The organism is Nostoc sp. FACHB-190 (assembly GCF_014696905.1).
Classification (GTDB): Bacteria; Cyanobacteriota; Cyanobacteriia; order Cyanobacteriales; family Nostocaceae; genus Nostoc_B.
Genome location: NZ_JACJQW010000017.1, coordinates 25845 through 50398, shown reverse-complemented (window position 1 = coordinate 50398; position 24554 = coordinate 25845). Strand labels below are relative to the sequence as shown.

Below are 24554 nucleotides of genomic sequence, written 5' to 3'. Positions count from 1 at the left end.
AAATCTGTGTTTTAGCTGGGCGACGCTTCCGATGCTGGTGGTGGTAATTGAATATACTTTGCTACTAAAGCCGCTAAAAGTGGTAAATCCAGGGGTTTAGAAATATATTCATTGACTCCTGATGCGATACAAGTTTCGCGATCGCCTTTCATCGCCATCGCCGTTTGAGCAATTACCGGAATTTTTTGATACTCTGCGTTTTGACGTAGTTGCTTGACCACATCTAGCCCGTTTTCATCGGGTAACTGAATATCAATTAAAATTAACCCTGGTGTTTGTTGTGCCAGAGTTGACCAAATTGCGGTAGCATTTTTAATCCAAGTTACCTGATAACCCAATCTCTCAAGATAAGTTTGCATTAACTGGCCATTGGGTAAATCATCTTCTACCAATAAAATGCGGAAGTTAGAACTAGGAACGATATTTGACGCACATAAGGTAATATCTGCTGCATCTGTTTGAGCTTTCGGATGCTCTAGCACTTCCGTTACTGGTGTCACAGGCAGAATAATTGTAAAACGCGAACCCTGATTCAGTTTCGATTCTACTTCTACAGAACCCCCGTGAATTTCTGCCAGTTTCTTGGTGACAACCAAACCCAAGCCTGTACCTTCATCACGGTTAGTTACTGAGTTCGCAATCTGAAAATAAGGTTGAAAAAGTTGTTCTTGGTCTAATTGAGAAATTCCAATTCCTGTATCCCAAACTGTAAAATTGACAAATTCAGCTTGTGGGATAACTTTTAAACCCACTTCCCCAGTACAAGTAAACTTGACAGCATTGAAGAGCAAATTTAATAGCATTTGCTTGAGGCGCAAGGGATCTGCAACTAAAGTTGTCACGCTAGGATCTAGTTCTAGGCGCAGTTTTAAGCCTTTGTTGGCGGCTTTCTCTTTGACTAATGCCAAAACATTACGGCATAGTTCTGGCACATTTACTTCTTCTGGTTGGACTTCTAGCTGATTGGCTTCAATTTTGGAGAGGTCTAAAATATCATTAATCAGTGCTAACAAGTGTTTGCCACTTGACTGAATAATATTTAAATATTCTTGATGGCGTTCTCGGCTGGGTTCGTAACCTTGAGCTAACAGTAAATGGGTGAATCCGATAATCGAACTCAAGGGTGTGCGAATTTCGTGGCTGGTATTGGCGAGAAACTGATTTTTGAGTTGATTTGTTCTTTCGAGTTCCTGATTAGAATTACCAATATTTTGTGAGAGTTGCTGCCAAGATTGTATTTGTTTAAACTGTGCCAGAGCGTTAGTCAGTTGTTGGGTGACTCTGGTGAATAATTCTGGTTTCAGTTGTATTTGTGATGCTGTCAGGACTTCTCGCGGTGCTTTAGCAATAATTAGCCAGCCAATCATTTCAGAATTATTGGTTAAAGGCCAAGCACTTGGCGGTTGTTGACTAGCAAGGCGCTGCAAGTCTGAAACTTCCACCATTTGCGTTAATTGCAACCGCAGTTTTTTGCCTTTTTGGGGTGTGACTTCTAAGGCTGATGCAGAAGTTGACACATAACAAACTTGAGCCAATGTTGTTTGTGGTTGAGGTAGAGCGATCGCTACTCTACTATTATTCAAAGCCACATCAAGTTCATCGACCACTGTTTGAAAAATTTCTGCTGCTGTTGCTTCTACCTGTAAAGTAGACGCAGAAACAGACAATAGGTAATCATTCAGGCGACTTTGCAACTTGTTCAAGCTGCACTCTAACCACAACTCCGCACGGAGTTGTTGAATTGTTGCCAAAAGACTTGGCGTTGTATCTACCTGTGAGTTTTGTTCTGGTAAGCTTGAATACTGCTGCATGGTCAACTAGACCGTTGAACAAGTTTAGCCTGGCGCAAAATTGCGAACAAGATTCTATGTATATTAGCTCACAAATCCTAATTGTTCACAAACTCTAACTTTTACTGTTTATGGTAACAGACGTAACACTAGTTTTAGAATAAATCACTCAAGTCTAATTTCTTTAGAGTAACTAATTTGCGTAAAAATCATGGTTCCACAAGTTCTACAACAAGATATACAACAAGTTCTACAACTAATTGTCAATGGTATTGCTTTAGGAAGCATTATTGCTTTAGCTGCGGTTGGTCTGACCCTCACCTACGGGATTTTACGGTTATCGAATTTTGCTCATGGTGATTTTCTGACTTTAGGTGCGTATTTGACGCTGTTGGTAAATGCAGCTGGGGTGAATATCTGGCTATCGATGATTTTGGCAGCCGTGGGAACCGTCGGCGCGATGCTGCTATCAGAAAAGTTATTGTGGTCAAAGATGCGCTTAATTCGTGCCACTTCCACAACGCTGATTATTATTTCTATTGGTCTAGCTTTATTTTTACGTAATGGCATTATCTTAGTTTGGGGTGGCAAAAACCAAAACTACAATGTTCCTGTGACTTCTGCTTGGGACTTTTTTGGTGTCAAAATCCCCCAAAATCAACTTTTGGTTTTAGGTCTAGCTGTGTTAGCAATTGTGGGGCTGCATTACCTCCTGCAAAACACCAAAATTGGTAAAGCAATGCGAGCTGTCGCAGATGATTTAGATTTAGCTAGAGTTTCCGGTATCAATGTTGAGCAAGTTATTCTTTGGACTTGGCTGATTGCTGGTACACTCACTTCCTTGGGTGGAAGTATGTACGGTTTAATTACGGCGGTGCGCCCTAATATGGGATGGTTTTTAATTTTGCCATTGTTTGCTTCAGTAATTTTAGGCGGAATTGGGAACCCTTATGGAGCGATCGCCGCAGCTTTTATCATTGGCATTGCTCAGGAAGTTAGCACTATTTGGCTGGGTTCACAATACAAACAAGGTATTGCCCTACTAATTATGATTTTGGTGCTGCTCATTCGCCCCAAAGGTTTATTTAAAGGCACGATTTGAGCAGCACCAGCCCACTTCTAATTATTCAATGATGTGGAAATAGTAGGCTGCTACCAACAAGTTAAGAGCTAACAGCAGCAACGCCCAACCTGTACGAAATGGATAGGGAGGCTTTGCTCCACTGTCTGCCACTGCGGAACTTTTGTTTTGAGTAGCCATAAGAGGTTCTCCTTAATGTCATGACTTTTTCAGAAATACCAAATAGCTGCACCAATTACCCAGATTCGTTAAAAATATTTGTCTAGCGAGGGAGGAGTGGTGGGTTATGAGTAATGAGTTGTAATTCAGACTTCAGGCTTCACACTTGTATCTTCTCCTGCATGGTAAGAACTGCGAACCAGAGGCCCAGAACGGACATGAGTGAATCCCATTTTCCATGCTAAACTACCAAGCTCATCAAATTCCTCTGGAGTCCAGTATTTTTGTACTGGCAAATGATCTAAGGAAGGACGCATATACTGACCAATAGTTAAGCGATCGCAGCCTATAGTTCTTAAATCTGCCATTGTTTCGAGAACTTCTGCAACAGTTTCGCCATGTCCCAGCATTAAACCAGACTTGGTGGGGATAGTCGGGTCAATTTCTTTCACTATAGCCAAGACTTGCAGGGAGCGATCGTATTTTGCCCCCCGACGCACTCGCCCAGTTAACCGTTGTACCGTCTCAATATTGTGATTAAAACAAGCGGGTTTGGCATTCACAATCAATTCAATCCGTTGGCGCTGTCCTGCCTCACCCACACCCGCACCACCCCAAAAATCTGGTGTGAGTACTTCAATTTGAGTTCCAGGGTTTAACTTCCTCACCGCCTCCATTGTTTTGACAAAATGTCCCGCCCCTTGATCTGGCAAATCATCCCGCGCCACAGAAGTTAACACCACATAATTTAATCCTAGAAGCTGGACTGCCTCTGCTACCTTCTGTGGTTCTGCTAAATCAAGCGGCATTGGTGCATGTCCTTTATCAACTTGACAAAAAGCACAAGCACGGGTGCAAGTAGGCCCCATCAGCAAAAAAGTAGCCGTTTTTTGGGCATAGCACTCTCCCCGGTTAGGGCAACGTCCCTCTTCGCAAATTGTGTGAATTTGGCGCTGTTTAATAATGCTTTGTACGGTAGAAATTTCACTGGCTTTGCCAATCGGGCGACGTAACCAGCTAGGCATAGCCATAATTTCGGACTTAAATTCCCCTGATGGTAACAAAGTCATAAATCCTAGATAAATCTCCAGCTATTTATACCGAAATATACTATCCCCCAATCCATAAAAAATTTAGATATAGTGGGATGACTCTCAAGGTCAAGCGGCATAGCCGTAATGCAACTTAAATTTTCTGTTAGAGAAATCAGTCGTGGCCAGTAACAAAATTTTAGTTATCGATGACACTACCGTTGTCAGGGTAAAAGTCCGAGAAATGTTACCTCCAGGTAACTTCGAGGTGTTAGAAGCAAAAGACGGGGTGGAAGGACTTAATTTTATCCGTCAAGAAAAACTCAGCTTGATTATGTTAGATTTCCTACTACCCAAAATGAGTGGCTGGGAAGTTTTTCAACAAATTCAAGCCCAGCCAGATTTAAGAAAAATTCCTTTAGTGATCATGTCTGGTCGCAAGGAAGAAGTTACCGAAAAAATCCCCGAACCATTTGAATATTTTGATTTTCTAGGTAAACCATTTGATAAAAAGCAACTGATTGACGCGATTAAATCAGCAATGGCTAAGGCCAAGCTGCCACGCCCTGAACCTGCTTTAGTAGGAGTTGGGGCGGCTAAAAATGGCGCTAGTACAAATACAATTAGTACAAGTGCGATCGCCGAACAAGAAACAGTAGCTACAGTCAGTATTGACCACTCGCCACTACCATCAGCATCTCCTGTTGAAACAGCTTCTTTAGCAGAAATTAAAGCACTGAATGAGAAAATAGTTCAAATGCAAACTGAAATAGATGGCTTGAAAAAACAGTTAGCTCAGGTAGTCACCTTTATTAAACAGAAAATTAAGTAAAGTTCAAACTTGCTTTAGTCTCTGTTGCCTTTAATAGTTTCTTCTCCAAATTCTCATTCAATCTCGATTAAATATAGTATAACTTTCTAGTCTTTTACTAGAAAAAGTACTATAAATCGTAAATTTTCTAGAAAGAAATAACATTACTAGTAGTCAATAATTACCAAAAATAATCGAGTAGAGATATTAATAGAAAAATCTCTACTCGATTATTTTTCTTAGGTGCAAAAAATATCTTGATTTTATAATTATACGCATATACGCTTTTATGCAATATAAATGACACTGCAAATTAATAATTATTTGTTATTACTAAACTTTTGTTAATAACTAATTTTTCTATTACAAAGCATATTTATAAAAAATCATAACAAAATTTTCGTTATTCTAATGATATTAGTAATTGATTTCTGGGAATACTGAAATAATAGTCCTTAGTTCAAGGCAAAGGCTGAGATGTTAACAGTATCAGACACGATATATCCTATATTTGGTTATCAAATTACTGAGCAAATATACTATGGTAGTAAAACCATAGTATATCGTGGCTTGAGAGAAGCAGACCAAAAACCTGTCATTCTCAAACTGATGCGGAATGAATATCCCACTTTTATAGAAATTGCCCAATTTCGCAACCAATACACTATTACTCAAAATCTGGAAATTCCCGGTATTGTCAAACCATATAGCCTAGAAAACTATCGCAATGGCTATGTTTTGGTTATGGAAGATTTTGGTGGTATATCTCTCAAAGAATGGCGCTTAGAAAAATATAAAATTGGCGAAAGTGACCTGTCATTGAACGAATTTTTTAATATTGCTATTAAAATTACCACGACCTTAGAACTACTACATCGTCATCGAATTATTCATAAAGATATCAAACCAGCTAATATTTTAATTCATCCCACTACGGAAGAAATCAAACTTATTGACTTTAGTATCTCTACACTTTTACCGAAAGAAGTTAAATCCTTGACTAATCCCAATATTTTAGAAGGAACTTTAGCTTATATTTCCCCTGAACAAACAGGACGGATGAATAGAGTTATTGACTACCGTAGCGATTTTTATTCTTTGGGTATAACTTTTTTTGAACTTCTAACAGGCAATCTACCATTCATCAGTTCCGACCCAATGGAACTAGTTTATTCTCATATTGCTAAACAGCCAGCAAAAATCAACTCTCTTAATCCTAATATTCCATCAATTCTCTCTGATATTATTAGTAAATTAATTGCCAAAAATGCCGAAGACCGTTATCAAAGCGGTTATGGACTTAGATATGATTTAGAAATATGCCAAAAACAATGGCAAGAAACGGGAAGCATATTACCTTTTGAATTAGCACAGAAGGATATATCCAGTCAATTTACAATTCCCGAAAAACTGTATGGACGACAGCGCGAAGTCGAAACTTTACTGAATACTTTTGAGCGGGTAGCTAATACTCAAACAGAAATGATATTAGTCACAGGTTCTTCTGGCATTGGTAAAACTGCTATCATTAATGAAATTCATAAACCCATTGTTAGACAACGTAGTTATTTTATTAAGGGTAAATTTGAGCAATTTCAACGTGACATACCATTGTCGGCTTTAATTCAAGCATTACGTAACTTAATTGGACAATTATTGGCAGATAATGATACTGAGCTTCAAAAATGGAGAATAAAAATATTATCAGCATTAGGCACACAAGCACAGGTCATTCTTGATGTCATTCCTGAATTAGCCAGAATAATTGGTCAACAACCAGAAATTGTAGAATTATCTGGTAGTGCAGCCCAAAATCGCTTTCACTTATTGTTTCAAAGATTTATCCAAGTATTCACAACAAAAGACCAACCACTAGTCATATTCTTGGATGATTTACAATGGGCGGATCATGCTTCTTTAAAATTTATTCAATTATTAATGAGTGGAAATACTTCTCCTACTCTTATTAGTGAAATAACCGACATAGAAGCAACTCAAGGAAATATATTACTAATTGGTGCATATAGAGATAATGAAGTTTCTCATATTCATCCTTTAGTTTTAACATTAAACGACATTAGGAAATCTGGAAATCACATAAGTCAAATTCACCTTCTGCCATTAAATCAGTCTAGTTTAAACTATTTAATTGCCGATACACTTCATTGTTCGGAAGTATTAGCTATACCTTTAACACAAATGGTATTTGCTAAAACTCAAGGAAATCCCTTTTTTGCTATACAATTCATCAAAGGATTATATGATGAAGGGTTAATAAAATTGAATTTTGAAGCGGGATATTGGCAATATGATTTAGCAACAATTAAAACTATTACTTTTACAGATGATGTTGTAGAGTTTATGGCAATTCAGATAGAGAAATTGCCGCAAAATACACAAAATATATTACAACTGGCAGCTTGCATTGGTAACGAGTTTGACTTAAAAACTTTAGCTATTATCTGTGAAAAATCTGTGATTGATACGGCATCAGATTTATGGCCGTCATTAATTGAAGGTCTCATCATCCCGCAAAATGATGGGTATATTTTCTTATCAGATGATGTTGATGCCAAATTAGACGTTATTAATCATCCTAGTGCCAATAAATCAAAGCTCAATAACTATCAACTTCCTAAATATAAATTTGTACATGACCGTGTACAGCAAGCCGCTTATTCTTTAATTGCTAATGAACAAAAAAAATTAACTCATTTAAAAATTGGCTTACTTTTATTAAAAAATATTCCTATAGCAGAAAGAGAGGAGAAAATTTTTGAGCTAGTTAATCAATTTAATATAGCTGTAGAGTTGATTACCAGTCCAAATCAGCGTTATGAACTTGCAGAAATGAATCTGACTGCTGGACGTAAAGCTTTAGCCTCAACAGCTTACTCAGCAGCATTGAAATATTTAAATACAGGAATTAAACTACTTCCCGAATATGCTTGGAATACTGAATATGCACTAACTTTATCTCTATGGGAAACAGCAGCAGAAGCAGCATATTTAAATGGAGATTTTACACAAGCAGAGGAACTTATTCAAATAGTTTTAGTTAATGCCAAGACGAATTTAGATCAAGTCAAAGTAATTGAAATTACTATTCAATCATCTGGAGCGCAAAACAAAGCACAAGCAGGTGTCCAGGCTGGACTAGATTTTTTGAAATTATTTGGCGTTGAATTTCCAAAACATCCCAGCCAATTAGACATTCAACAAGCAATAGATGAAACAAATCAATACTTTATTCATAGGAGTATTGATAGTTTAATAGATTTGCCAATTATGCAAGATGCAACAGCATTAGCAATTATGCGTGTTTCATCTAGTATTCTTGCTTTAGCCTACACCGTAATTCCAGAACTATTTCCTTTATTAGTTGTAAAACAGATCCACTTATCTTTGGAATATGGTAATTCTGATTTCTCCTCGTATGTGTATGTTTGCTATGGATTTATGCTTTGTGGCGCAGTAGAAGATATTGACTCTGGCTATAAATTTGGCAACCTGGCTACAAGCTTATTAACTAAATTGAATAATAAAGAAATCAAAGCTAAAGTTATTCAGACATTTAATGCCCATGTCAAACATTGGCAAGATCCCGTTAGTGAATCTTTAAAGTATCTTTTAGAAGCTTATTCGGCAGGTTTAGAAGCTGGGGACTTAGAATTTGCTGCCTATTCTCTCAAAGCATACTGCTATATTTCATATTTTAGTGGGAAAGCACTAAACTCTCTAGAAAGAGAGATGGCAACCTATAGTTATGCAGTCAAGCAAATTAAACAAGATAGAGTTTTTTACTGGATTGAAATTTACCGACAGACTGTTTTAAATTTACAAGATAATGTGCAGAATCCTTGTTATTTAATTGGTGAAGCCTACAATGAGGAAGAATTACTTTCTATCCACAGAGAAGCCAACGATATCAATGCTCTGTTATATTTCTATCTCTGTAAGCTCCATCTATGTTATCTACTCCGAGAATATTCTGAGGCGATTAATTATGCTATCAATGCTGAAAAGTATTTATCTGGGGGAATTGGTCAATTTACATTTCCGCAATTTTTCTTTTATGATTCTCTAGTTCATTTGGCTATATATCATGAGGTTGACTCGCCTCAACAGGAAGAGATATTGGCTAAGGTTGGAGCAAATCAAGCAAGAATGCAAAGATGGTCGCTCAGTGCTTCTAGTAATTATTTAAATAAATTTTATTTAGTAGAAGCTGAAAAATATCGAGTGCTAAATCAATATCTAGAAGCAATAGAGTTTTATGACCGTGCTATTTCGTCAGCTAAGGAAAATGAATTTATCCATGAAGAAGCCTTAGCTAATGAATTGGCTGCTAATTTTTATTTAACTTGGGATAAAGAAAAGATTGCTAAAGCTTACTTAATTGATGCTTACTATGGTTATGTTCGTTGGGGAGCATTAACTAAAGCTCAAGATTTGCAAAAACGTCATCCTTATTTACTGGCGGCTATTATTCAGGAAGAACAACTCAGCCAAGATTTTCAGCCACATAGGGAAGCCGAATTTAGTACATCTTTAACTCATAATATGCAGACTTCTATCAGCAGTCATGACACTGTTATGAGTTCTAATACTAGCATTTCCGATATGTTAGATTTGGCATCTGTGATTAAAGCTTCCCAGGCGCTATCAGGAGAAATTAATCTGCCAGATTTGCTGTCAACAATGATGACAGTTGTGATGGAAAATGTAGGCGCATCTAAATGTGTTTTAGTTTTAAATGAAGCTGATAATTCAAGTTTCACTGTTAGAGCTATTAGTTCCATTCTTAATTTAGCTTGTATCTATACAGAATTTACTTCTATTGATTTAGAGTCTTGCAGCGAGGTACCGCAGGCGGTAATTAATTATGTGAAACGTAGTCGAGAAATCTTAGTGGTTGATGATGCGATCAATCAGGCATTTTTAGCGGCAGATATGTATGTTATGCGGGAACAACCAAAAAGTCTGCTGTGTATGCCGATGATCAATCAAAACCAACTGCTGGGGATATTATATCTAGAAAATAATTTAGCTACAGGTGCATTTACAAACGATCGCCTAGAAGTCCTCAAACTTCTCACTAGTCAAGCTACAATTTCTTTAGAGAATGCGATACTCTATGAAAACTTAAATAAAACTAAGCAACAATTAGAAGAATATAATCATAATTTAGAAGCCAAAGTTGCAGAAAGAACCAACGAGCTTAAAGATAAAAACGACAAATTGCAACAAGCACTCCAGGAGTTAAAAAGAACGCAAGCTCAATTAATTCAAAGTGAGAAGATGTCTTCTTTGGGTCAAATGGTAGCTGGTATTGCCCATGAAATTAATAATCCCATCAATTTTATTCATGGCAATATTGTACATACGAATGATTATGTCAGTGATTTACTAGATTTAATGGATTTATATCAACAAGAATATCCAAATCCCACACCGATAATTGCTGAAAAAACTGAGGAAATAGATTTGCAGTTTTTGGTTGATGATTTACCGAAAACGATAGATTCGATGAAAATGGGCAGTTCACGGATTCGAGATATTGTTCTAGGTTTACGCAATTTCTCTCGCTTAGATGAATCGGATATGAAACCTGTTGATATTCATCAGGGTATTGATAACACTTTAATGATTTTGCAAAATCAACTAAAAGAAAAAAATAATTTACCAGAAATTGGTGTAATTAAAGAATATGGTAATTTACCAGAAGTCACTTGTTATGCCGGTCAACTGAATCAAGTTTTTATGAATGTTTTGAGTAATGCGATTGATGCCTTAAGAGGCAGTTTTTTAAATACTCAATGTCTCCAAAATCATCAACAGCCTCAAATTAAAATTTGTACAGAGTTAACCGCATCTCGGATGATCAGAATTACGATCGCAGATAATGGTGGTGGTATTCCAGAAGATATTAGTCAAAAAATATTTGACCCATTTTTTACCACTAAAGATGTAGGTGGTGGGACTGGGTTAGGGTTGTCAATTAGTTATCAGATTGTAGTGGATAAGCATCAGGGTAATTTATTTTACCATTCTGAATTAAATCAAGGTACTGAGTTTGTGATTGAGATACCAATGCGATAAATGGTAAATTTAAAGATGTCCTGATTAAAATTGCTAATGAATAGCGATCGCCCTGCTATTTTCTCATTTTTTGCTGGTGCTGGTTTTCTCGATTTAGGCTTTGAACATAGCGGTTTTAATGTGGTTTATGTCAATGAAATTTTCGCACCTTTCATGGCAGCATACCGTTATTCTAGAGAATTACTTAAATTACCACTGTCTGAATATGGATATCATCACGGGGAAGCAGGTGATGTCAGTAACTTAGTTGCAGGAATACAAGCACAAGGTTTATTAGAATTAATCAAAGATTGCCGTAAGTCTAATAATATTATTGGTTTTATTGGTGGCCCGCCTTGTCCTGATTTTTCGATTGGCGGTAAAAATAAAGGACACTTGGGAGATAACGGTAAACTTTCTGCTGCATATATTGAATTAATTTGCCAGAATCTGCCTGATTTCTTTTTATTTGAAAATGTTAAAGGTTTATGTCGAACTAAAAAACACCGTATATTTTTTGAATCTTTAAAAATTCGGTTACAGCAAGCTGGCTATCTTTTAACGGAACGCTTGATTAATGCACTTGAATATGGCGTACCTCAAGATAGAGAAAGAATTATTATCATAGGCTTTCATCAGAATTTTATCAATCAAAATAAAATAAAAAAACAGGTAAATCTAGGCTTTTGGCAAAAATATACAACATATTCTCAGACAGAGATTTTCGCTTGTTCTTGGCCGCGATACCAATCATTTCAAGCAGATTCTTTATTACCTTGCCCGGAGAATATTATTCCAGAATTAACTGTGGAATTTTGGTTTAGAAAAAATAACGTTCAGCATCATCCTAATACTCAGCATTATTTTCAACCCAGAGCCGGGATGAGTAAATTTGCGACTGTTGATGAAGGAGATGATTCTAAGAAATCATTTAAACGTCTGCACCGTTGGCGTTATTCTCCCACAGCTTGCTATGGCAATAATGAAGTACATTTACATCCTTATAAAATGCGGCGAATTTCTGTAGCTGAAGCTTTAGCCATACAATCTTTACCAGAAAATTTTGTACTTCCTGATTTGATGTCTTTGACTAATATGTTTAAATCCATCGGTAATGGTGTACCTTACTTGCTGTCTCAGGGGTTAGCGAGAACTATTCTGGATTTTTTAGGAATTAACTAAGACAAAACTGTGGCATTGCAGCAAGCACAAATTGTCTAACAATCCATAAATTTAGTTACAATAATTAAATAAACTCAAAATGCCTCCAAATATAACCTGAATAATTAGCTGTTTTTGGAGTTAAAGTCAGAGTTTATGTGGTTTAATATATAATAAATGTCTTAATTTTTTATAAAGCTTAATAATCATTCATAGGCAAAAGTTCAATGGCAGCAGACTATCCAAATATTGATATTGCGCCATTTATCGATCACGCCCTGTTAACGCCAACGGCTACTCCAGAGCAGGTTGAGCAATGGTGTGAACAAGCATATAGATTTAACTTCGCGGCGGTTTGCATTTACCCTACCCACGTTAAGCAAGCAGCAGAACTCCTACAAAATAAAAAGCCAAAAGTTTGTACTGTGATTGGTTTTCCGTCGGGAGCCACAACTTCAGCCGTTAAGCTGTATGAAGCGCAAGAAGCGGTAGAAAATGGTGCTACTGAGTTAGATTTAGTACTTAACTTAAGCTGGTTGAAGATCGGAAAAACCGAAGAAGTTCACCGAGAAATTGCTGAGATTTGTGAAGAAACAGGGCAAACAGTCAAGGTAATTTTAGAAACTGGTCTGCTGACAGATGCCGAAAAAAGACTGGCAGCAGAAATATGTATGGATGCGGGTGCAGCATTCCTGAAAACCAGTACAGGTTGGAATGGCGGTGCTACATTAGCGGATGTGCGTCTTTTGAAAGAAATAGTCAGAGACAGCATAGGAATTAAAGCTTCTGGGGGTATTCGGACTCACGAACAAGCTTTAGACTTAATCCTAGCGGGTGCTACAAGATTGGGGACATCTCGTGGTATCGATTTGCTCCGCCAGCGCGATAATCTGGAGAAAGGGGAATAGTCATTTGTCCGTTGTCTTTCCTCCACAGCTAATGAACGCCAGTGAGAAAGTCGGCGAAACCACCCCATACACTGGCTGTTAATGACTAGTGACTGATGACTAATGATTCATGAGTAAAACTTATAAGGCAACTGGTATTAATCTTAAAACTCAGGTGCTGGGCGAGTCAGACAGGATAGTGACAATTTTGACACGAGAGTTTGGTCTGATTCGTGCAGTTGCTCCAGGGGCGCGTAAGCACAACTCTAGCCTGGGTGGTCGGAGTGGGATGTTTGTTGTGAATGAACTACTGATTGCGAAAGGGCGATCGCTCGATAAAATTACACAAGCCCAAACGTTAAAAACTTACCCTGGTTTAGCTCAAGATTTAGGCAAATTAGCCGCAGGTCAATATTTAGCCGAAATCGCCTTGTCTCAGGCTTTGAGTGAACAACCCCAAGAAGAACTTTATGAGTTACTGAATGCACATCTTCATCAATTAGAAATCCTCCCAAAAGCTGAAATATCATCTGTGTACACATATCTGTCCTTGGGTGTGTTTCAACTTTTAGTTTTGGCTGGACTAACACCGCAAACCCAAACCTGTTGTTTAACTCAAAAGCCTCTCACCCCAGACTTGACTAACCCCAACTGGCAAGTTGGCTTTAGTGTGCCATCTGGTGGGGTAATTTGTTTAGAGGCATGGGAAAGTTTACGCAGAAAACGCGAGAAAGAAAAATGGGAAAATAGAAATCATTCCGAATTTTCCCCATCAGCAAATTCTTCTATCCCTAGTTACGAGACTGTTGTGCATCGACAAGAAATTCCAGTTATTTCCTGTCGTTTGAGTGCCAGAGAATTTACTCTGCTCCAACAACTGTCACAACCAGAGATAATACAAATTGATGGAATTAGAGATAATGGCTGGTTATCGATTGAGCAGATTTTACGTCAGTATGCTCAGTATCATTTAGGCCATTCTATTCGCTCCGCTATCCTAATAGATTCTTATTTTGCTGCCAACCAACCATGATGCAACCATCTGATTTGGATCGAAAAATCCTTCCTTTATCACCAAGCCACACCAAAAAACCGATTCGGACAAATACTTCTAATGTGACTAATCATTTGAAGTCTGTTCCTATCTCGACAAATAGTCAAATTTACAACCAAGAAATTTCTAAACCCGATGTTCCAACCAATGGTAAAGAATGGACATCGGATACAGTTGTCAATCTTGCCCCCAACCGGAAGGAAGAAAGTTTACCAGTTGCAACTGCAACAGAAAAAACTACCGGGAATGGTTCTGGCGGTGAAGCGAACTCAGACAAAGTACAACAGCAGGGATTTTTACCTGTATTAAAAAACCCGAATTTCTTAGCACTTTGGGGTGGGCAAGTGTTTTGCCAACTGGCTGATAAAGTGTACTTAGTATTGATGATTGCTTTAATCAATACTCACTTTCAAGCAGGTAGTCAAAGCATTAGTGGTTGGGTATCAGCATTGATGATGGCGTTTACCATTCCAGCCGTATTATTTGGTTCGGTGGCGGGAGTATTTGTAGATCGTTGGTCAAAAAAAGCAGTTTTGGTAGCAACCAATATTTGGCGGGGTATATTGGTTTTGGTAATTCCGTTGTTGTTGTGGTTCACTCATGATTGGCAACCAATCGGAGTTTTACCAGTAGGTTTTGTCATGATTTTGGGTGTGACTTTTTTGGTTTCCACGCTGACACAGTTTTTTGCGCCAGCCGAACAAGCAGCAATTCCCTTGGTAGTCGAAGAACAGCACTTACTTTCGGCAAACTCCCTGTATACAACAACTATGATGGCTTCAGTCATTATTGGCTTTGCCATCGGTGAACCAATTTTAGCGATCGCAGATAGTATGTGGGCGCAGTTTGGCGGTAGCAATGGCCTGGGTAAAGAAATTTTAGTGGGTGGCAGTTATGCGATCGCTGGTGTAATTTTAATGTTGTTGACCACCAAAGAAAAACCCCACGCTCCCGATACAGAATTTCCTCATGTTTTTTCAGACTTACGGGACGGTTTTGCTTACCTCAAAGCTAATCATCAAGTGCGGAATGCTTTAGTGAGGCTGATTATTTTATTTTCTGTCTTTGCCGCTTTAACAGTGTTGGCAGTGCGGATGGCAGAAGTGATTCCGAATTTAAAAGCTTCGCAATTTGGCTTTTTACTAGCAGCAGGTGGTGTAGGGGTTGCCGTTGGCGCAACAATGTTAGGACAGTTTGGACAACGCTTCTCCTATTCTCAACTTGGCTTGTATGGTTGTTTAGGAATGGCAGCATCTTTAATTGGTTTGGCTTTATTTACAACACAATTGTGGCTGGTGTTGTTGTTTGTGGCTATCTTAGGGATTTTTGGGGCGTTCGTTGGCATTCCGATGCAAACTGCGATTCAAACAGAAACTCCCCCAGAAATGCGGGGTAAAGTCTTTGGCTTACAAAATAATGTGATTAATATTGCCTTGACTTTACCTTTAGCACTAGCAGGGGTCGCCGAAACCTTTGTGGGATTGAAAGCTGTGTTTTTGGGACTAGCTGCGATCGCATTTTTTGGTGGGATTTTAACTTGGTATAACTCCCGTCAGTCTGCTTGACAAAAGCAATCATTTATTATTGACTTTGATTTCATGGTAAACTGAACTCATCAATAATTTCGTGCCTTTTTGCTGGGAATAAACCTGAGATTACGCAGAATAAAGTTGTATTCCAAGTGTAAAGTTCACAGCTTATTCATTAAATCAATTAATCCGAACATCGATTATTTTCATCAGCTAATCAGCAAATTGAGCAATGGCTGATATCGGTGTTTTTTCAATCAAAATTATTTAGTAAGATCAGGTTCTAGTCAAATACAGCTAAGGCGCAAAAATCATCAATAAAAACCAGCTTTCTTATAACTAATTTTAAAGAATGCGTATAGCCTGGATTGGAAAAAAATCGCCCTTTTGTGGTAATGTCACCTATAGCCGAGAAATAACCAATGCTTTACTAGATAGGGGACATGAAGTTAGTTTTCTGCACTTTGCCCAAGAAGAACCTGAACCAGATAACTGGCCGAAATTCCAAGAAGTATCGTTACCCTTTATTTATAAATCTCAAGTTTATACAATTCCGGCACTAAAAGCGACCAAAGTTTTAACAGAATCTTTAAGAGAAATCAAGCCCGATATTGTTCATGCTTCTTTAACTTTGTCGCCCCTAGACTTTGTTTTACCAGAAATTTGTGAACAACTGAATTTACATTTAATTGCTACTTTTCATACACCGTTTGCTGGTAAAGGGGCAAAACTGATATCAGGAACGCAACTCATAGCCTATCAGTTGTATGCACCTTTTTTAGATAACTATCATCGCGTGATTGTATTTTCCCAAATTCAGCGCGAATTACTGGCACGTATGGGTGTACGAGACAAAAATATTGCGGTGATTCCCAACGGTGTAGATACAGTTAAATATTCACCGGGATATTCAAAAATTAAAGCAGAATTTCAAGCAGAACGCTTATTTGTTTACCAAGGAAGAATAGCCCCAGAAAAAAATGTTGAAGCTCTTCTCCGGGCTTGGAAACAGTCGGGGATGGGCGATGGCAGTAAGTTATTAATTGTAGGGGATGGCCCTTTAAGAGCTTCTTTAGAGCAATTTTATGGCGCAGAATACGGCGTTATTTGGTTAGGTTTTGTGGCGGAAGAAGAAAGACGCATCGAAATCTTGCGGGGTGCAGATGTGTTTATTTTGCCATCCTTGGTAGAAGGATTGTCTTTGTCTTTGTTAGAAGCAATGGCCTGTGGAAGGGCTTGTATAGCTACCGATGTCGGCGCGGACGGAGAAGTTTTAGAGAAAGGGGCTGGTATAGTTTTAAGTACTAAAACAGTGCGATCGCAATTAAAAACCCTTCTACCACTCTGCCAAGACCATCCAGAATTAACAACTCTATTAGGACAAAAAGCCAGAAATCGCGTTTTAGAGCGATATACATTAGATAAAAACATTACCCAGCTAGAAGAATTGTATAAAGAAGTTTTAGTCGAGCGCCCTGTACGTCTGAGTTGGGGAGCTTAGGACATTTCATATTTAAACTGACATAGAAATAATGACACAATCTCTCCAAAAATTATTTACATTTAATGAATTTTTAGATTTTTTGGCTACACAACCAGAAAATATTCGTTATGAATTACACGATGGAGAGATTGTTCAAATGCCACCACCACCAGGGAAACATGAGCAAATAGTAGCATTTTCAACAATGATTCTGGGGTATGAGTGTCTTCGTCTGAAACTTAATTATGGTATACCTAAAACCGCTACAGTGAAGCCAACAAATAAAATATCAGGTTACTACCCAGATGTTTTATTAATTAATTTTTCTAATTTGCTCAATGAACCACTGTGGGAGAAACAATCAATCCTCAGTCAATCAGATTCCATCCCATTAGTAATCGAAGTTGTCAGTACTAATTGGCGAGATGATTATCATAAAAAGTTTGCTGACTATGAAGAAATGGGTATCCCAGAATATTGGATTGTAGATTATGCAGCCTTGGGTAGTAAAGAGTTAATAGGCGACCCCAAACAGCCAACAATCACAATTTACTCTTTAAGTGATGAAGGGGAATATCGTGGTAAACAGTTTAGAGGAAATGAACGTATAGAATCCCCAACATTCTTCAATTTAAATCTAACTGTTGAGCAGATTTTTCAGTGCGTTATTGATTGATTAAAATTGCAAATTTCTCTTCAGAGTTCTTTCGTATATAAGCTTTTATAAAGTGAATATACAAAATTTAAAACCAACTGTAGCAAATTACAGCAGTTTGTCTCTTCTTGGAATACTGTAGAGACGTTACATGTAATACCATTTCACGAAATTACTGATAGAAATCGCTTCCTCTGCAACTCTGCTTCTGGTCGCCGAGCGAAGTCGAGGCGCTACTTGCATATCCGTATCATTTTTAAAGTGAAATGGTATAACGTCTCTACGTGGTTTTCATGATTTGACTATTGACTTGAATAATCTACCTGTTGATAAATTCATCCTTTAAAGCCCAACCCAAACTTGTTGGCTGTTGATAAACTCGCTTCAAAGTATTCACATCTCTAGCTGAAATAGTCGGTGGGTTGCGGACTTGGGCAAAATATAAAGCATCAGTTTGTGATGGACTATGACCCCAAATTCCCAAGGCGTGACCAAGTTCATGGCGTGCGGCTGCAACAACATAATTACCAGTCTGACTAGGACTTAAGAGAACAGTAAAACGGTGTAATAAAACTGTATTTTTGGTATACAAATGGTATGTAGTTAACGCAGAACGCGCCCGTGGAATTTTTTTATCTGGTGATAATTGTAATGGTGGTGCTTTTCGCTCAATTTTAATATCAGCAATTTCTGGATTTTCTACTACTTTTAAAGGTAAGTAAATATTCCATTCTTGTACAGCCTGCACAACATTTTTCACCCAGTCTTCCGCCTGTTGATTGCTAACATTTATTGGTCGTTCTATATAAACTTGAACTGGAAATTGTGACCAAACTAAATAACCTATTTCTTTTGTTGCAATTTGAGTAAAGTAATCGCCACTGTTTGTCTGATCATTCCACTGAACTAGACTAGGTGGTAAGGGATGGGGTTTTGCTGGAGGTAAAGAAGTGGCGCTAGATGAAAAGTGAGCAAAAATAATTAACAGCCCTGTACTTATAGTTAAGACAAAGGCTGTTAGTAATTTGCTCATATTCGGTGTTGGGTTTAGGGTCATTTTCCCCATTTCCCTATCCTTATTTGGGTAGCCAACCTGCACTTAAAACCACTGTTAAGCCGAGAAAAATCACTGTTAAAGCCCAAGTAATTCGGTTGAGGGTATTTTCTGCACTTTTGGTACTGCTAAATAATTGGGCTTGTCCACCAATAGCACCAATCCCATCGCCTTTGGGACTGTGCAGCAATACTAAAACAATCATTCCCAGGGCGGCTAATGCCCAAACAATTTGTACGATATTTGTAACTGTCATATTCGCAATCTCATTTATGGCGGTTTGAAAACAGATGTCGGAAGTTAAGGCTTCAAAAACTCTATTTTATTACTTTTAACTCTTAACTCCTAAGATTCTTAGCATAATTAGTTTTGAGGTCTGAGTGTTGAGTAATTTTGACTTTACTCAGCACTCAGCACTTTCAACTCAGCACTATTTTACAGACCAATTGGCATAGGAGTACGATCGCGTTTTAAGTCAAACTCGATTGGATTGACTAGCGATCGCCCGGTCATTTCTGGTGGCTGTGGTAGCTGTAAAATATCCAGAATGGTAGGTGCAATGTCGGCTAACTTGCCATCGTTACGTAGTTCGACATTCGTACCATGTCCAGGAATTTTCGCTTTTTCGCCTTCCACCAAAATCAAGGGTACTGGGTTGGTAGTATGCGCCGTCCAAGAGTTACCCTCTTCATCTAGCATATACTCAGCGTTACCGTGGTCGGCGGTAATCATTGTTGTCCCGCCTGCTTTGATAATGCTTTCTAGGAGGCGACCTACACAACGGTCAACTTCTTCAATCGCTGTAATTGTGGCTGGCATTTGACCAGTATGCCCCACCATGTCTGGGTTAGCATAGTTAATCACCACTAAGGAGTATATGCCTTTTTGAATGGCGGCGATCGCTACATCGGTGACGGCTGCGGCTGACATGACTGGCGCTTTGTCATAAGTCGCTACCATTGGACTGCTGACAAGTTCCCGGTCTTCCCCAGCAAAAGGTTCTTCTAAACCACCGTTGAAGAAGTAAGTGACGTGGGCGTATTTTTCGGTTTCCGCAGTCCGAAACTGTTTTAGACCGTGATTTGCAATGACTTCACCGAGAATATTAGTTAAATTCTGCGGCTCAAAGGCCACTGTCACGGGTAACTCTGGATCGTACTGGGTAAATGTCACAAAAGATAATGGTTGGATTCTCTGTCGCTCAAAGCCTGTAAATTCGGGACTAACAAAGGCTTGAGTCAACTGTCTCGCACGGTCAGGGCGGAAGTTGAAAAATATTACCCCATCTCCGGGAGCAATTGCACCGGGAGCAATACGGACTGGGTTAATAAATTCATCTGTCACCCCTTCGGCGTAAGATGCTTCCAAAACTTGTACGGCTGTTCGTCCATCGCCTGTACCGTCTTGGGTGATGACATCATAGGCTCTTTGAACACGATCCCAACGGCGATCGCGATCCATCGCATAATAACGACCGCTCAGGGTAGCAATGCGCCCAATCCCTACGCGATCGGTGTAATCTTGCAGTTGTTGAATCGCTTTTATACCTTCGTTGGGTGAGGTATCACGACCATCAGTAATCGCGTGGATACAAACTTCTGAAATTCGCTGATCCTTTGCTAAGTCAAGTAGTCCGAATAGGTGGGTAATATGTGAGTGTACCCCGCCATCAGAGCAAAGACCCACTAAGTGCAGCTTGCCATTTTGAGAACGAACTTCCTGGCAAATTTTAACCAGTGCAGGGTTACTAAGGATTGAACCGTCTTCCACTGCATCTGAGATGCGTACAAGTTCTTGTGGTACAACTCTCCCAGCGCCAATATTCAAATGACCAACTTCTGAGTTACCCATTTGACCCTCTGGCAAGCCTACGGCTTTTCCGGATGTGCGGATGAGGGTATGCGGGTACACCGCCCACAAGCTGTCCATAATTGGCGTTTTAGCAGCAACAATAGCGTTTCCTCGCGTCTCCTCGCAGTAGCCCCATCCGTCTAAAATGACTAGCACCACAGGAGCAACAGGTGCTTTGGTCATAGTAAAACTGCCCTTTACTTTTTGTAATACCCGAATGATACCACTGCTAACCACAGGTGCAAGTGAATTTGTGCTTAGTAACTTAATTTATGACTTATTGAGAGATTTTTTAGACTTTTTTTACTTTTCGCAACTGTTGCATATATTTTGTGATATCGCCAATGAATGAATAAGTTAGTAGTTAAGTAAAGGTACTACTACTAACTTGATAGTTTACTTTTTCTTGCCAGAAGTTTTAGCTGATTTAGCTGATTTTTTCGCAGCTTTTTCCGCCGCGATCGCCGCTAATTTGGCTTCTTCTTTTTCCTCGGCAATTTTTCTGAGGTAGTAGTGGTAATCTCCTAAATAAACCCGGAATTCCCCATCCCGAATTTCCACAATTTTGTTAGCCACCTGGGAGATAAAATAACGGTCGTGGGAAACTACAATCGCTGTCCCATCATAGTTTTGCAGTGCTTCTTCCAACATCTCTTTAGCTGGAATATCGAGATGGTTGGTAGGCTCATCTAAAATCAGTAAATTAGCTGGACGCAATAGCATTTTTGCCAATGCTAAACGAGCTTTTTCTCCCCCACTTAAGGCTTCAACCGATTTAAATACAGTGTCGCCAGTGAATAAAAACTTGCCGAGCAGTGTGCGAACTTCTTCGTTTTTCCAGTCAGGAACTTCATCGTGAATTGTTTCCATCACGGTCTTTTTCAAGTCCAAAGCTTCGGCTTGATTTTGTTCAAAGTAACCCGGAATAACGTTATGATCACCTAAGCTAACGATGCCTTCGCTGGGTGTTTCCGTACCCATAATGATTCGCAATAAGGTAGATTTCCCTGCGCCGTTGGGGCCTAAAAAAGCGATGCGATCGCCTCTTTCAATCAGCAAATTTGCACCCAGGAATAAGATTTTATCATCATAAATATGAGTTAAATCCTTAATCTTCACAACTTCCCGACCACTGCGGGGTGCAGGAGGAAAGCGAAAATGTAAGGTTCTGACTCCACCAATGGGTGCTTCGATGCGCTCAATTTTGTCTAGTTGTTTTTCCCGGCTTTTGGCTTGGGTACTGCGGGTAGCACTAGCGCGGAATCTGTCAACAAAAGCTTGTTGTTTCTCAATTTCCTTTTGTTGGCGTTCGTAAGCATTCAGCTGCGCTACTTGATTTTCGGCTTTTTGTTGCAAATAAGCAGAATAGTTACCCAAGTATGTGCTAGAAACGCCGCGTTCAGTTTCGACAATTTGAGTGCAGAGGCGGTCTAAAAATTCGCGGTCGTGGGAAACTATCACCATTGGCGTTGTTAAGCCTTTGAGGTAATTTTCTAGCCACTCGATAGTTTCTAAGTCTAAATGGTTAGTCGGTTCGTCTAACAGTAATAAATCCGGTGCTTGCAGCAGGATTTTACCCAAACTCATTCGCATTTGCCAGCCACCAGAAAAAGCACTGACGAGGCGATCGCCATCTTCAGGATCAAATCCCATCTCTGGTAAAATCTTGCCGATGCGTGCTTCTAAACCGTAACCATCCAAAGCTTCAAACTGACGCTGCAAACGATCCAACTTGTTAATTAGTCTATCCAGTTCCTCTGGTGTCGCAGTTTGCATATCATGTTGCACTTGCGTCAGAGCTAACTGTACTTCGTTGGCTTCCTTAAATACTGTCCAAAATTCTTCTCTAACTGTGCGTCTGGGATCGACTTCAAACTCTTGATTGAGATAAGCAATATGTAAACTAGCAGGACGAATAATGTCGCCGGCGGTAGGTTCAATTTCCCCAGAGATAATTTTCAACTGGGTAGATTTTCCTGCGCCGTTAACGCCAACTAAGCCAATGCGATCGCCTGGTTTTACTTCCCAGTTGATATCCTTAAGGACTTCGCCTGTGGGATAAATTTTACTGATATGTTCGAGTCGCAGCATCGAGTTTCTCTCAGGGTAGGAAATTGATGGTTAAGGACGAAGTACCAACACCGTGTCCAATATTAACAAAAATTAACCAATAATTCTTCCCAAGAAGTCACAATCAAACCCAGACATCGCTTAATTTTGATTACTGATTAATTTTGTGCAGCTTGCTGTACTTCTTCAATACTTAAATCAAGTTCCGCCTCTACTTGTTCCACATTAAAACCCAATCTCAAAAGTCGAGAGACAATTCTCAACCTTTCTTGGCGTTTACCTTCTTCTATACCTTCCTGTCTACCTTGTTCTATACCTTCCTGAAAAGCTTCTTGATAAAATCGTGTTTTCTTTAAATCGCCTAATTCAAACATAGCCTGCATTTTGCCTTGATTACTGATTAATTTTGTGCAGCTTGTTGTACTTCTTCAATACTTAAATCAAGTTCCGCCGCTACTTGTTCCACAGTCAAACCCAACCTCAAAAGGCGAGAGACCATTCTCAACTTTTCTTGGCGTTGACCTTCTGCCATACCTTCCTGTCTACCTTCTTGTCTACCTTCCTGTCTACCTTGTTCTTTGCCTTCCTGTCTACCTTCTGCTATACCTTCCTGTCTACCTTGTTCTTTGCCTTCCTGAAAAGCTTCTTGATAAAATCGCGTTTGCTTTAAATCGCTTAATCCAAACATATTCTGTATTTCCTCTCTACTCATGTTCGGCAACTTGTAAATCAGAATCGTCTCTATTAATTGTAATAATTGCTGTTGTTGGCGTTGAGATGTTAACTCAAGTTTTGTTCTGGTAATTAACTCTGTAGCCTCGATGATTGCTGCGTTGGTATCAGCAATTACCAACTTGATTGTTGCTATACCAATTGGTAGTGATGCTGCATCGCCTAATTCATCCAAATAAATACATCGGACTCGCTGACTTTCAAAAAATTCTCGGTAATGTTTTATGTCTTGTGTATCTACACTTCTACTGGGGTATAAAACCACTGCACACCAGTTATTTGGCGGTCTATTTTGGCGTAAATATAAACAAATTTCGGCAAACAGTCTTGAATAAAAATCATCATCAGTTTGAAACTGTACCTCCACAAAGTAAATATGCTTTTCCTCATTTTGTACAGGTAGAAACACACCATCAATTCTGAAGGCTGTTTGTTTGATCTCAACTGATGAAAATTGATAGTATTCAGTATTTTCTGGAGAAGCACCAATGAGTTCAAAGAAGATATCGGGAAATTCTTGAAATAGGCGATAAAATATGCTGTCTGTTTTCACAGATTGAACAAAGGAAATAATGTTAATAGCTAATTATGTACTTTTTTGGGCTTCTGCACCATCTCTAACTTCTTGTACACGCTCTCTAGTTATCCCTAATACTCGTGAGATTGGCGCTAATAAACTATCATCAATCGGCTCTCCAGCATAAATACTATTGAGTTCGGTAGGAGAGATTTTAAAGGTATCGCAGAATTTGACAAATTCTTGATTGTTAAGGTCAAGTTCTTTTTGTCGCTCTTGTAGTAAAAGCGCGATCGCTCTCGCCCCATATTTAGGACGTTCACTAACTTTTATATATTTTTGTACTAAATAATTAACCTTAGTTATATCGCCACCAGTCTTTTTTAGTAAATCAGCACAAGCTTTTTTGAGAGCTTTTTTTAAAACTTCTTCTTCATTTAAAAAATAAAGAATTTCATTCACATATTCTTGCTTGAAGAAACCAACTAAACTACCTTTATGATAAACAGGTATATAAGATGTTTCGGGATTAGATTGCCAATCTAAAGGTTCGTTCCGTAACAATGACATAGCTGCACCTATAAAAATTTGATGCTCACCATTTTAAA

Annotated in this window: 19 protein-coding genes; 9 read left to right on the top strand and 10 right to left on the bottom strand. The window is 38.8% G+C overall.

Annotated features, from left to right (window positions below; translation table 11 throughout):
• Positions 1-11 precede the first annotated feature (11 nt).
• Positions 12-1811, bottom strand: a complete 1800-nt coding sequence (hrmK, locus tag H6G28_RS18790; RefSeq protein WP_190673035.1) for a hybrid histidine kinase/response regulator HrmK — start codon at positions 1809-1811, stop codon at positions 12-14.
• 190 nt (positions 1812-2001) lie between these two features.
• Between hrmK and H6G28_RS18785 the strand changes: the two genes are divergently transcribed.
• Positions 2002-2892, top strand: a complete 891-nt coding sequence (locus H6G28_RS18785) for a branched-chain amino acid ABC transporter permease (protein ID WP_190588771.1) — start codon at positions 2002-2004, stop codon at positions 2890-2892.
• Positions 2893-2913: 21 nt separating this feature from the next.
• On the opposite strand, the gene psaX is transcribed toward H6G28_RS18785, so the two are convergent.
• Positions 2914-3051 carry a photosystem I protein PsaX gene (gene psaX, locus H6G28_RS18780; protein ID WP_190588770.1) on the bottom strand — a complete coding sequence of 46 codons (138 nt, stop codon included), beginning with the start codon at positions 3049-3051 and terminating at the stop codon, positions 2914-2916.
• Between the two features lie 125 nt (positions 3052-3176).
• Positions 3177-4100: a lipoyl synthase gene (gene lipA, locus H6G28_RS18775; protein WP_190673033.1), complete on the bottom strand. Its 924-nt coding sequence runs from the start codon at positions 4098-4100 to the stop codon at positions 3177-3179.
• A gap of 142 nt (positions 4101-4242) precedes the next feature.
• On the opposite strand from lipA, the gene H6G28_RS18770 reads away from it, so the two are divergent.
• The 8 genes from H6G28_RS18770 (at position 4243) to H6G28_RS18735 (ending at position 17743) form a co-directional block, all read left to right on the top strand.
• Positions 4243-4893: a response regulator gene (locus H6G28_RS18770; RefSeq protein ID WP_190588768.1), complete on the top strand. Its 651-nt coding sequence runs from the start codon at positions 4243-4245 to the stop codon at positions 4891-4893.
• 456 nt (positions 4894-5349) lie between these two features.
• The gene (locus tag H6G28_RS18765; protein ID WP_190673030.1) at positions 5350-10974 is read left to right on the top strand and encodes a trifunctional serine/threonine-protein kinase/ATP-binding protein/sensor histidine kinase; all 5625 of its coding nucleotides are present in this window, start codon (positions 5350-5352) and stop codon (positions 10972-10974) included.
• A gap of 36 nt (positions 10975-11010) precedes the next feature.
• The gene (gene dcm / locus H6G28_RS18760) at positions 11011-12135 is read left to right on the top strand and encodes a DNA cytosine methyltransferase (protein ID WP_190673027.1); all 1125 of its coding nucleotides are present in this window, start codon (positions 11011-11013) and stop codon (positions 12133-12135) included.
• A gap of 206 nt (positions 12136-12341) precedes the next feature.
• Positions 12342-13022: a deoxyribose-phosphate aldolase gene (deoC, locus tag H6G28_RS18755; RefSeq protein ID WP_190588765.1), complete on the top strand. Its 681-nt coding sequence runs from the start codon at positions 12342-12344 to the stop codon at positions 13020-13022.
• Between the two features lie 109 nt (positions 13023-13131).
• Positions 13132-14034 (top strand): DNA repair protein RecO, encoded by a 903-nt coding sequence (recO, locus tag H6G28_RS18750; protein WP_190673024.1) that lies wholly within the window; start codon positions 13132-13134, stop codon positions 14032-14034.
• Positions 14031-15620, top strand: coding sequence for an MFS transporter (locus H6G28_RS18745; RefSeq protein WP_396019794.1), 1590 nt, complete (start codon positions 14031-14033; stop codon positions 15618-15620). The genes recO and H6G28_RS18745 overlap by 4 nt, the downstream gene beginning before the upstream one ends.
• Positions 15621-15936: 316 nt before the next feature.
• Positions 15937-17085, top strand: coding sequence for a glycosyltransferase family 4 protein (locus H6G28_RS18740; protein ID WP_190588763.1), 1149 nt, complete (start codon positions 15937-15939; stop codon positions 17083-17085).
• A 31-nt stretch (positions 17086-17116) separates the two neighbouring features.
• Positions 17117-17743, top strand: a complete 627-nt coding sequence (locus H6G28_RS18735) for a Uma2 family endonuclease (protein ID WP_190673021.1) — start codon at positions 17117-17119, stop codon at positions 17741-17743.
• 298 nt (positions 17744-18041) lie between these two features.
• Here the strand turns inward: H6G28_RS18735 and H6G28_RS18730 are convergent, their stop codons facing one another.
• The 7 genes from H6G28_RS18730 to H6G28_RS18700 all read right to left on the bottom strand — a co-directional run bounded on the left by H6G28_RS18730 (position 18042) and on the right by H6G28_RS18700 (position 24516).
• Positions 18042-18788, bottom strand: coding sequence for a peptidase (locus H6G28_RS18730; RefSeq protein WP_190673019.1), 747 nt, complete (start codon positions 18786-18788; stop codon positions 18042-18044).
• A 10-nt stretch (positions 18789-18798) separates the two neighbouring features.
• Positions 18799-19032, bottom strand: coding sequence for a preprotein translocase subunit SecG (gene secG / locus H6G28_RS18725; protein WP_190588759.1), 234 nt, complete (start codon positions 19030-19032; stop codon positions 18799-18801).
• Positions 19033-19211: 179 nt separating this feature from the next.
• Positions 19212-20810, bottom strand: coding sequence for a 2,3-bisphosphoglycerate-independent phosphoglycerate mutase (gene gpmI / locus H6G28_RS18720; RefSeq protein ID WP_190588758.1), 1599 nt, complete (start codon positions 20808-20810; stop codon positions 19212-19214).
• Between the two features lie 213 nt (positions 20811-21023).
• Positions 21024-22718 (bottom strand): ABC-F family ATP-binding cassette domain-containing protein, encoded by a 1695-nt coding sequence (locus tag H6G28_RS18715; RefSeq protein WP_190588757.1) that lies wholly within the window; start codon positions 22716-22718, stop codon positions 21024-21026.
• Positions 22719-22855: 137 nt separating this feature from the next.
• Complete coding sequence (locus H6G28_RS18710) at positions 22856-23080, bottom strand: RpnC/YadD family protein (protein WP_190673016.1); 225 nt, start codon at positions 23078-23080, stop codon at positions 22856-22858.
• 17 nt (positions 23081-23097) lie between these two features.
• Positions 23098-23982, bottom strand: coding sequence for an Rpn family recombination-promoting nuclease/putative transposase (locus H6G28_RS18705; protein WP_190673013.1), 885 nt, complete (start codon positions 23980-23982; stop codon positions 23098-23100).
• Between the two features lie 33 nt (positions 23983-24015).
• Entirely contained in the window at positions 24016-24516 is a 501-nt protein-coding gene (locus H6G28_RS18700; protein ID WP_190673011.1) for a hypothetical protein, read from the bottom strand.
• Positions 24517-24554: the final 38 nt, after the last annotated feature.

Excerpts from the sequence above, each read along its gene's own strand:
- hrmK (WP_190673035.1), bottom strand. The coding sequence starts at position 1,811 with ATGCAGCAGTATTCAAGCTTACCAGAACAAAACTCACAGGTAGATACA.
- H6G28_RS18785 (WP_190588771.1), top strand. The coding sequence starts at position 2,002 with ATGGTTCCACAAGTTCTACAACAAGATATACAACAAGTTCTACAACTA.
- psaX (WP_190588770.1), bottom strand. The coding sequence starts at position 3,051 with ATGGCTACTCAAAACAAAAGTTCCGCAGTGGCAGACAGTGGAGCAAAG.
- lipA (WP_190673033.1), bottom strand. The coding sequence starts at position 4,100 with ATGACTTTGTTACCATCAGGGGAATTTAAGTCCGAAATTATGGCTATG.
- H6G28_RS18765 (WP_190673030.1), top strand. The coding sequence starts at position 5,350 with ATGTTAACAGTATCAGACACGATATATCCTATATTTGGTTATCAAATT.
- dcm (WP_190673027.1), top strand. The coding sequence starts at position 11,011 with ATGAATAGCGATCGCCCTGCTATTTTCTCATTTTTTGCTGGTGCTGGT.
- deoC (WP_190588765.1), top strand. The coding sequence starts at position 12,342 with ATGGCAGCAGACTATCCAAATATTGATATTGCGCCATTTATCGATCAC.
- recO (WP_190673024.1), top strand. The coding sequence starts at position 13,132 with ATGAGTAAAACTTATAAGGCAACTGGTATTAATCTTAAAACTCAGGTG.
- H6G28_RS18745 (WP_396019794.1), top strand. The coding sequence starts at position 14,031 with ATGATGCAACCATCTGATTTGGATCGAAAAATCCTTCCTTTATCACCA.
- H6G28_RS18740 (WP_190588763.1), top strand. The coding sequence starts at position 15,937 with ATGCGTATAGCCTGGATTGGAAAAAAATCGCCCTTTTGTGGTAATGTC.
- H6G28_RS18735 (WP_190673021.1), top strand. The coding sequence starts at position 17,117 with ATGACACAATCTCTCCAAAAATTATTTACATTTAATGAATTTTTAGAT.
- H6G28_RS18730 (WP_190673019.1), bottom strand. The coding sequence starts at position 18,788 with ATGGGGAAAATGACCCTAAACCCAACACCGAATATGAGCAAATTACTA.
- secG (WP_190588759.1), bottom strand. The coding sequence starts at position 19,032 with ATGACAGTTACAAATATCGTACAAATTGTTTGGGCATTAGCCGCCCTG.
- gpmI (WP_190588758.1), bottom strand. The coding sequence starts at position 20,810 with ATGACCAAAGCACCTGTTGCTCCTGTGGTGCTAGTCATTTTAGACGGA.
- H6G28_RS18715 (WP_190588757.1), bottom strand. The coding sequence starts at position 22,718 with ATGCTGCGACTCGAACATATCAGTAAAATTTATCCCACAGGCGAAGTC.
- H6G28_RS18710 (WP_190673016.1), bottom strand. The coding sequence starts at position 23,080 with ATGCAGGCTATGTTTGAATTAGGCGATTTAAAGAAAACACGATTTTAT.
- H6G28_RS18700 (WP_190673011.1), bottom strand. The coding sequence starts at position 24,516 with ATGTCATTGTTACGGAACGAACCTTTAGATTGGCAATCTAATCCCGAA.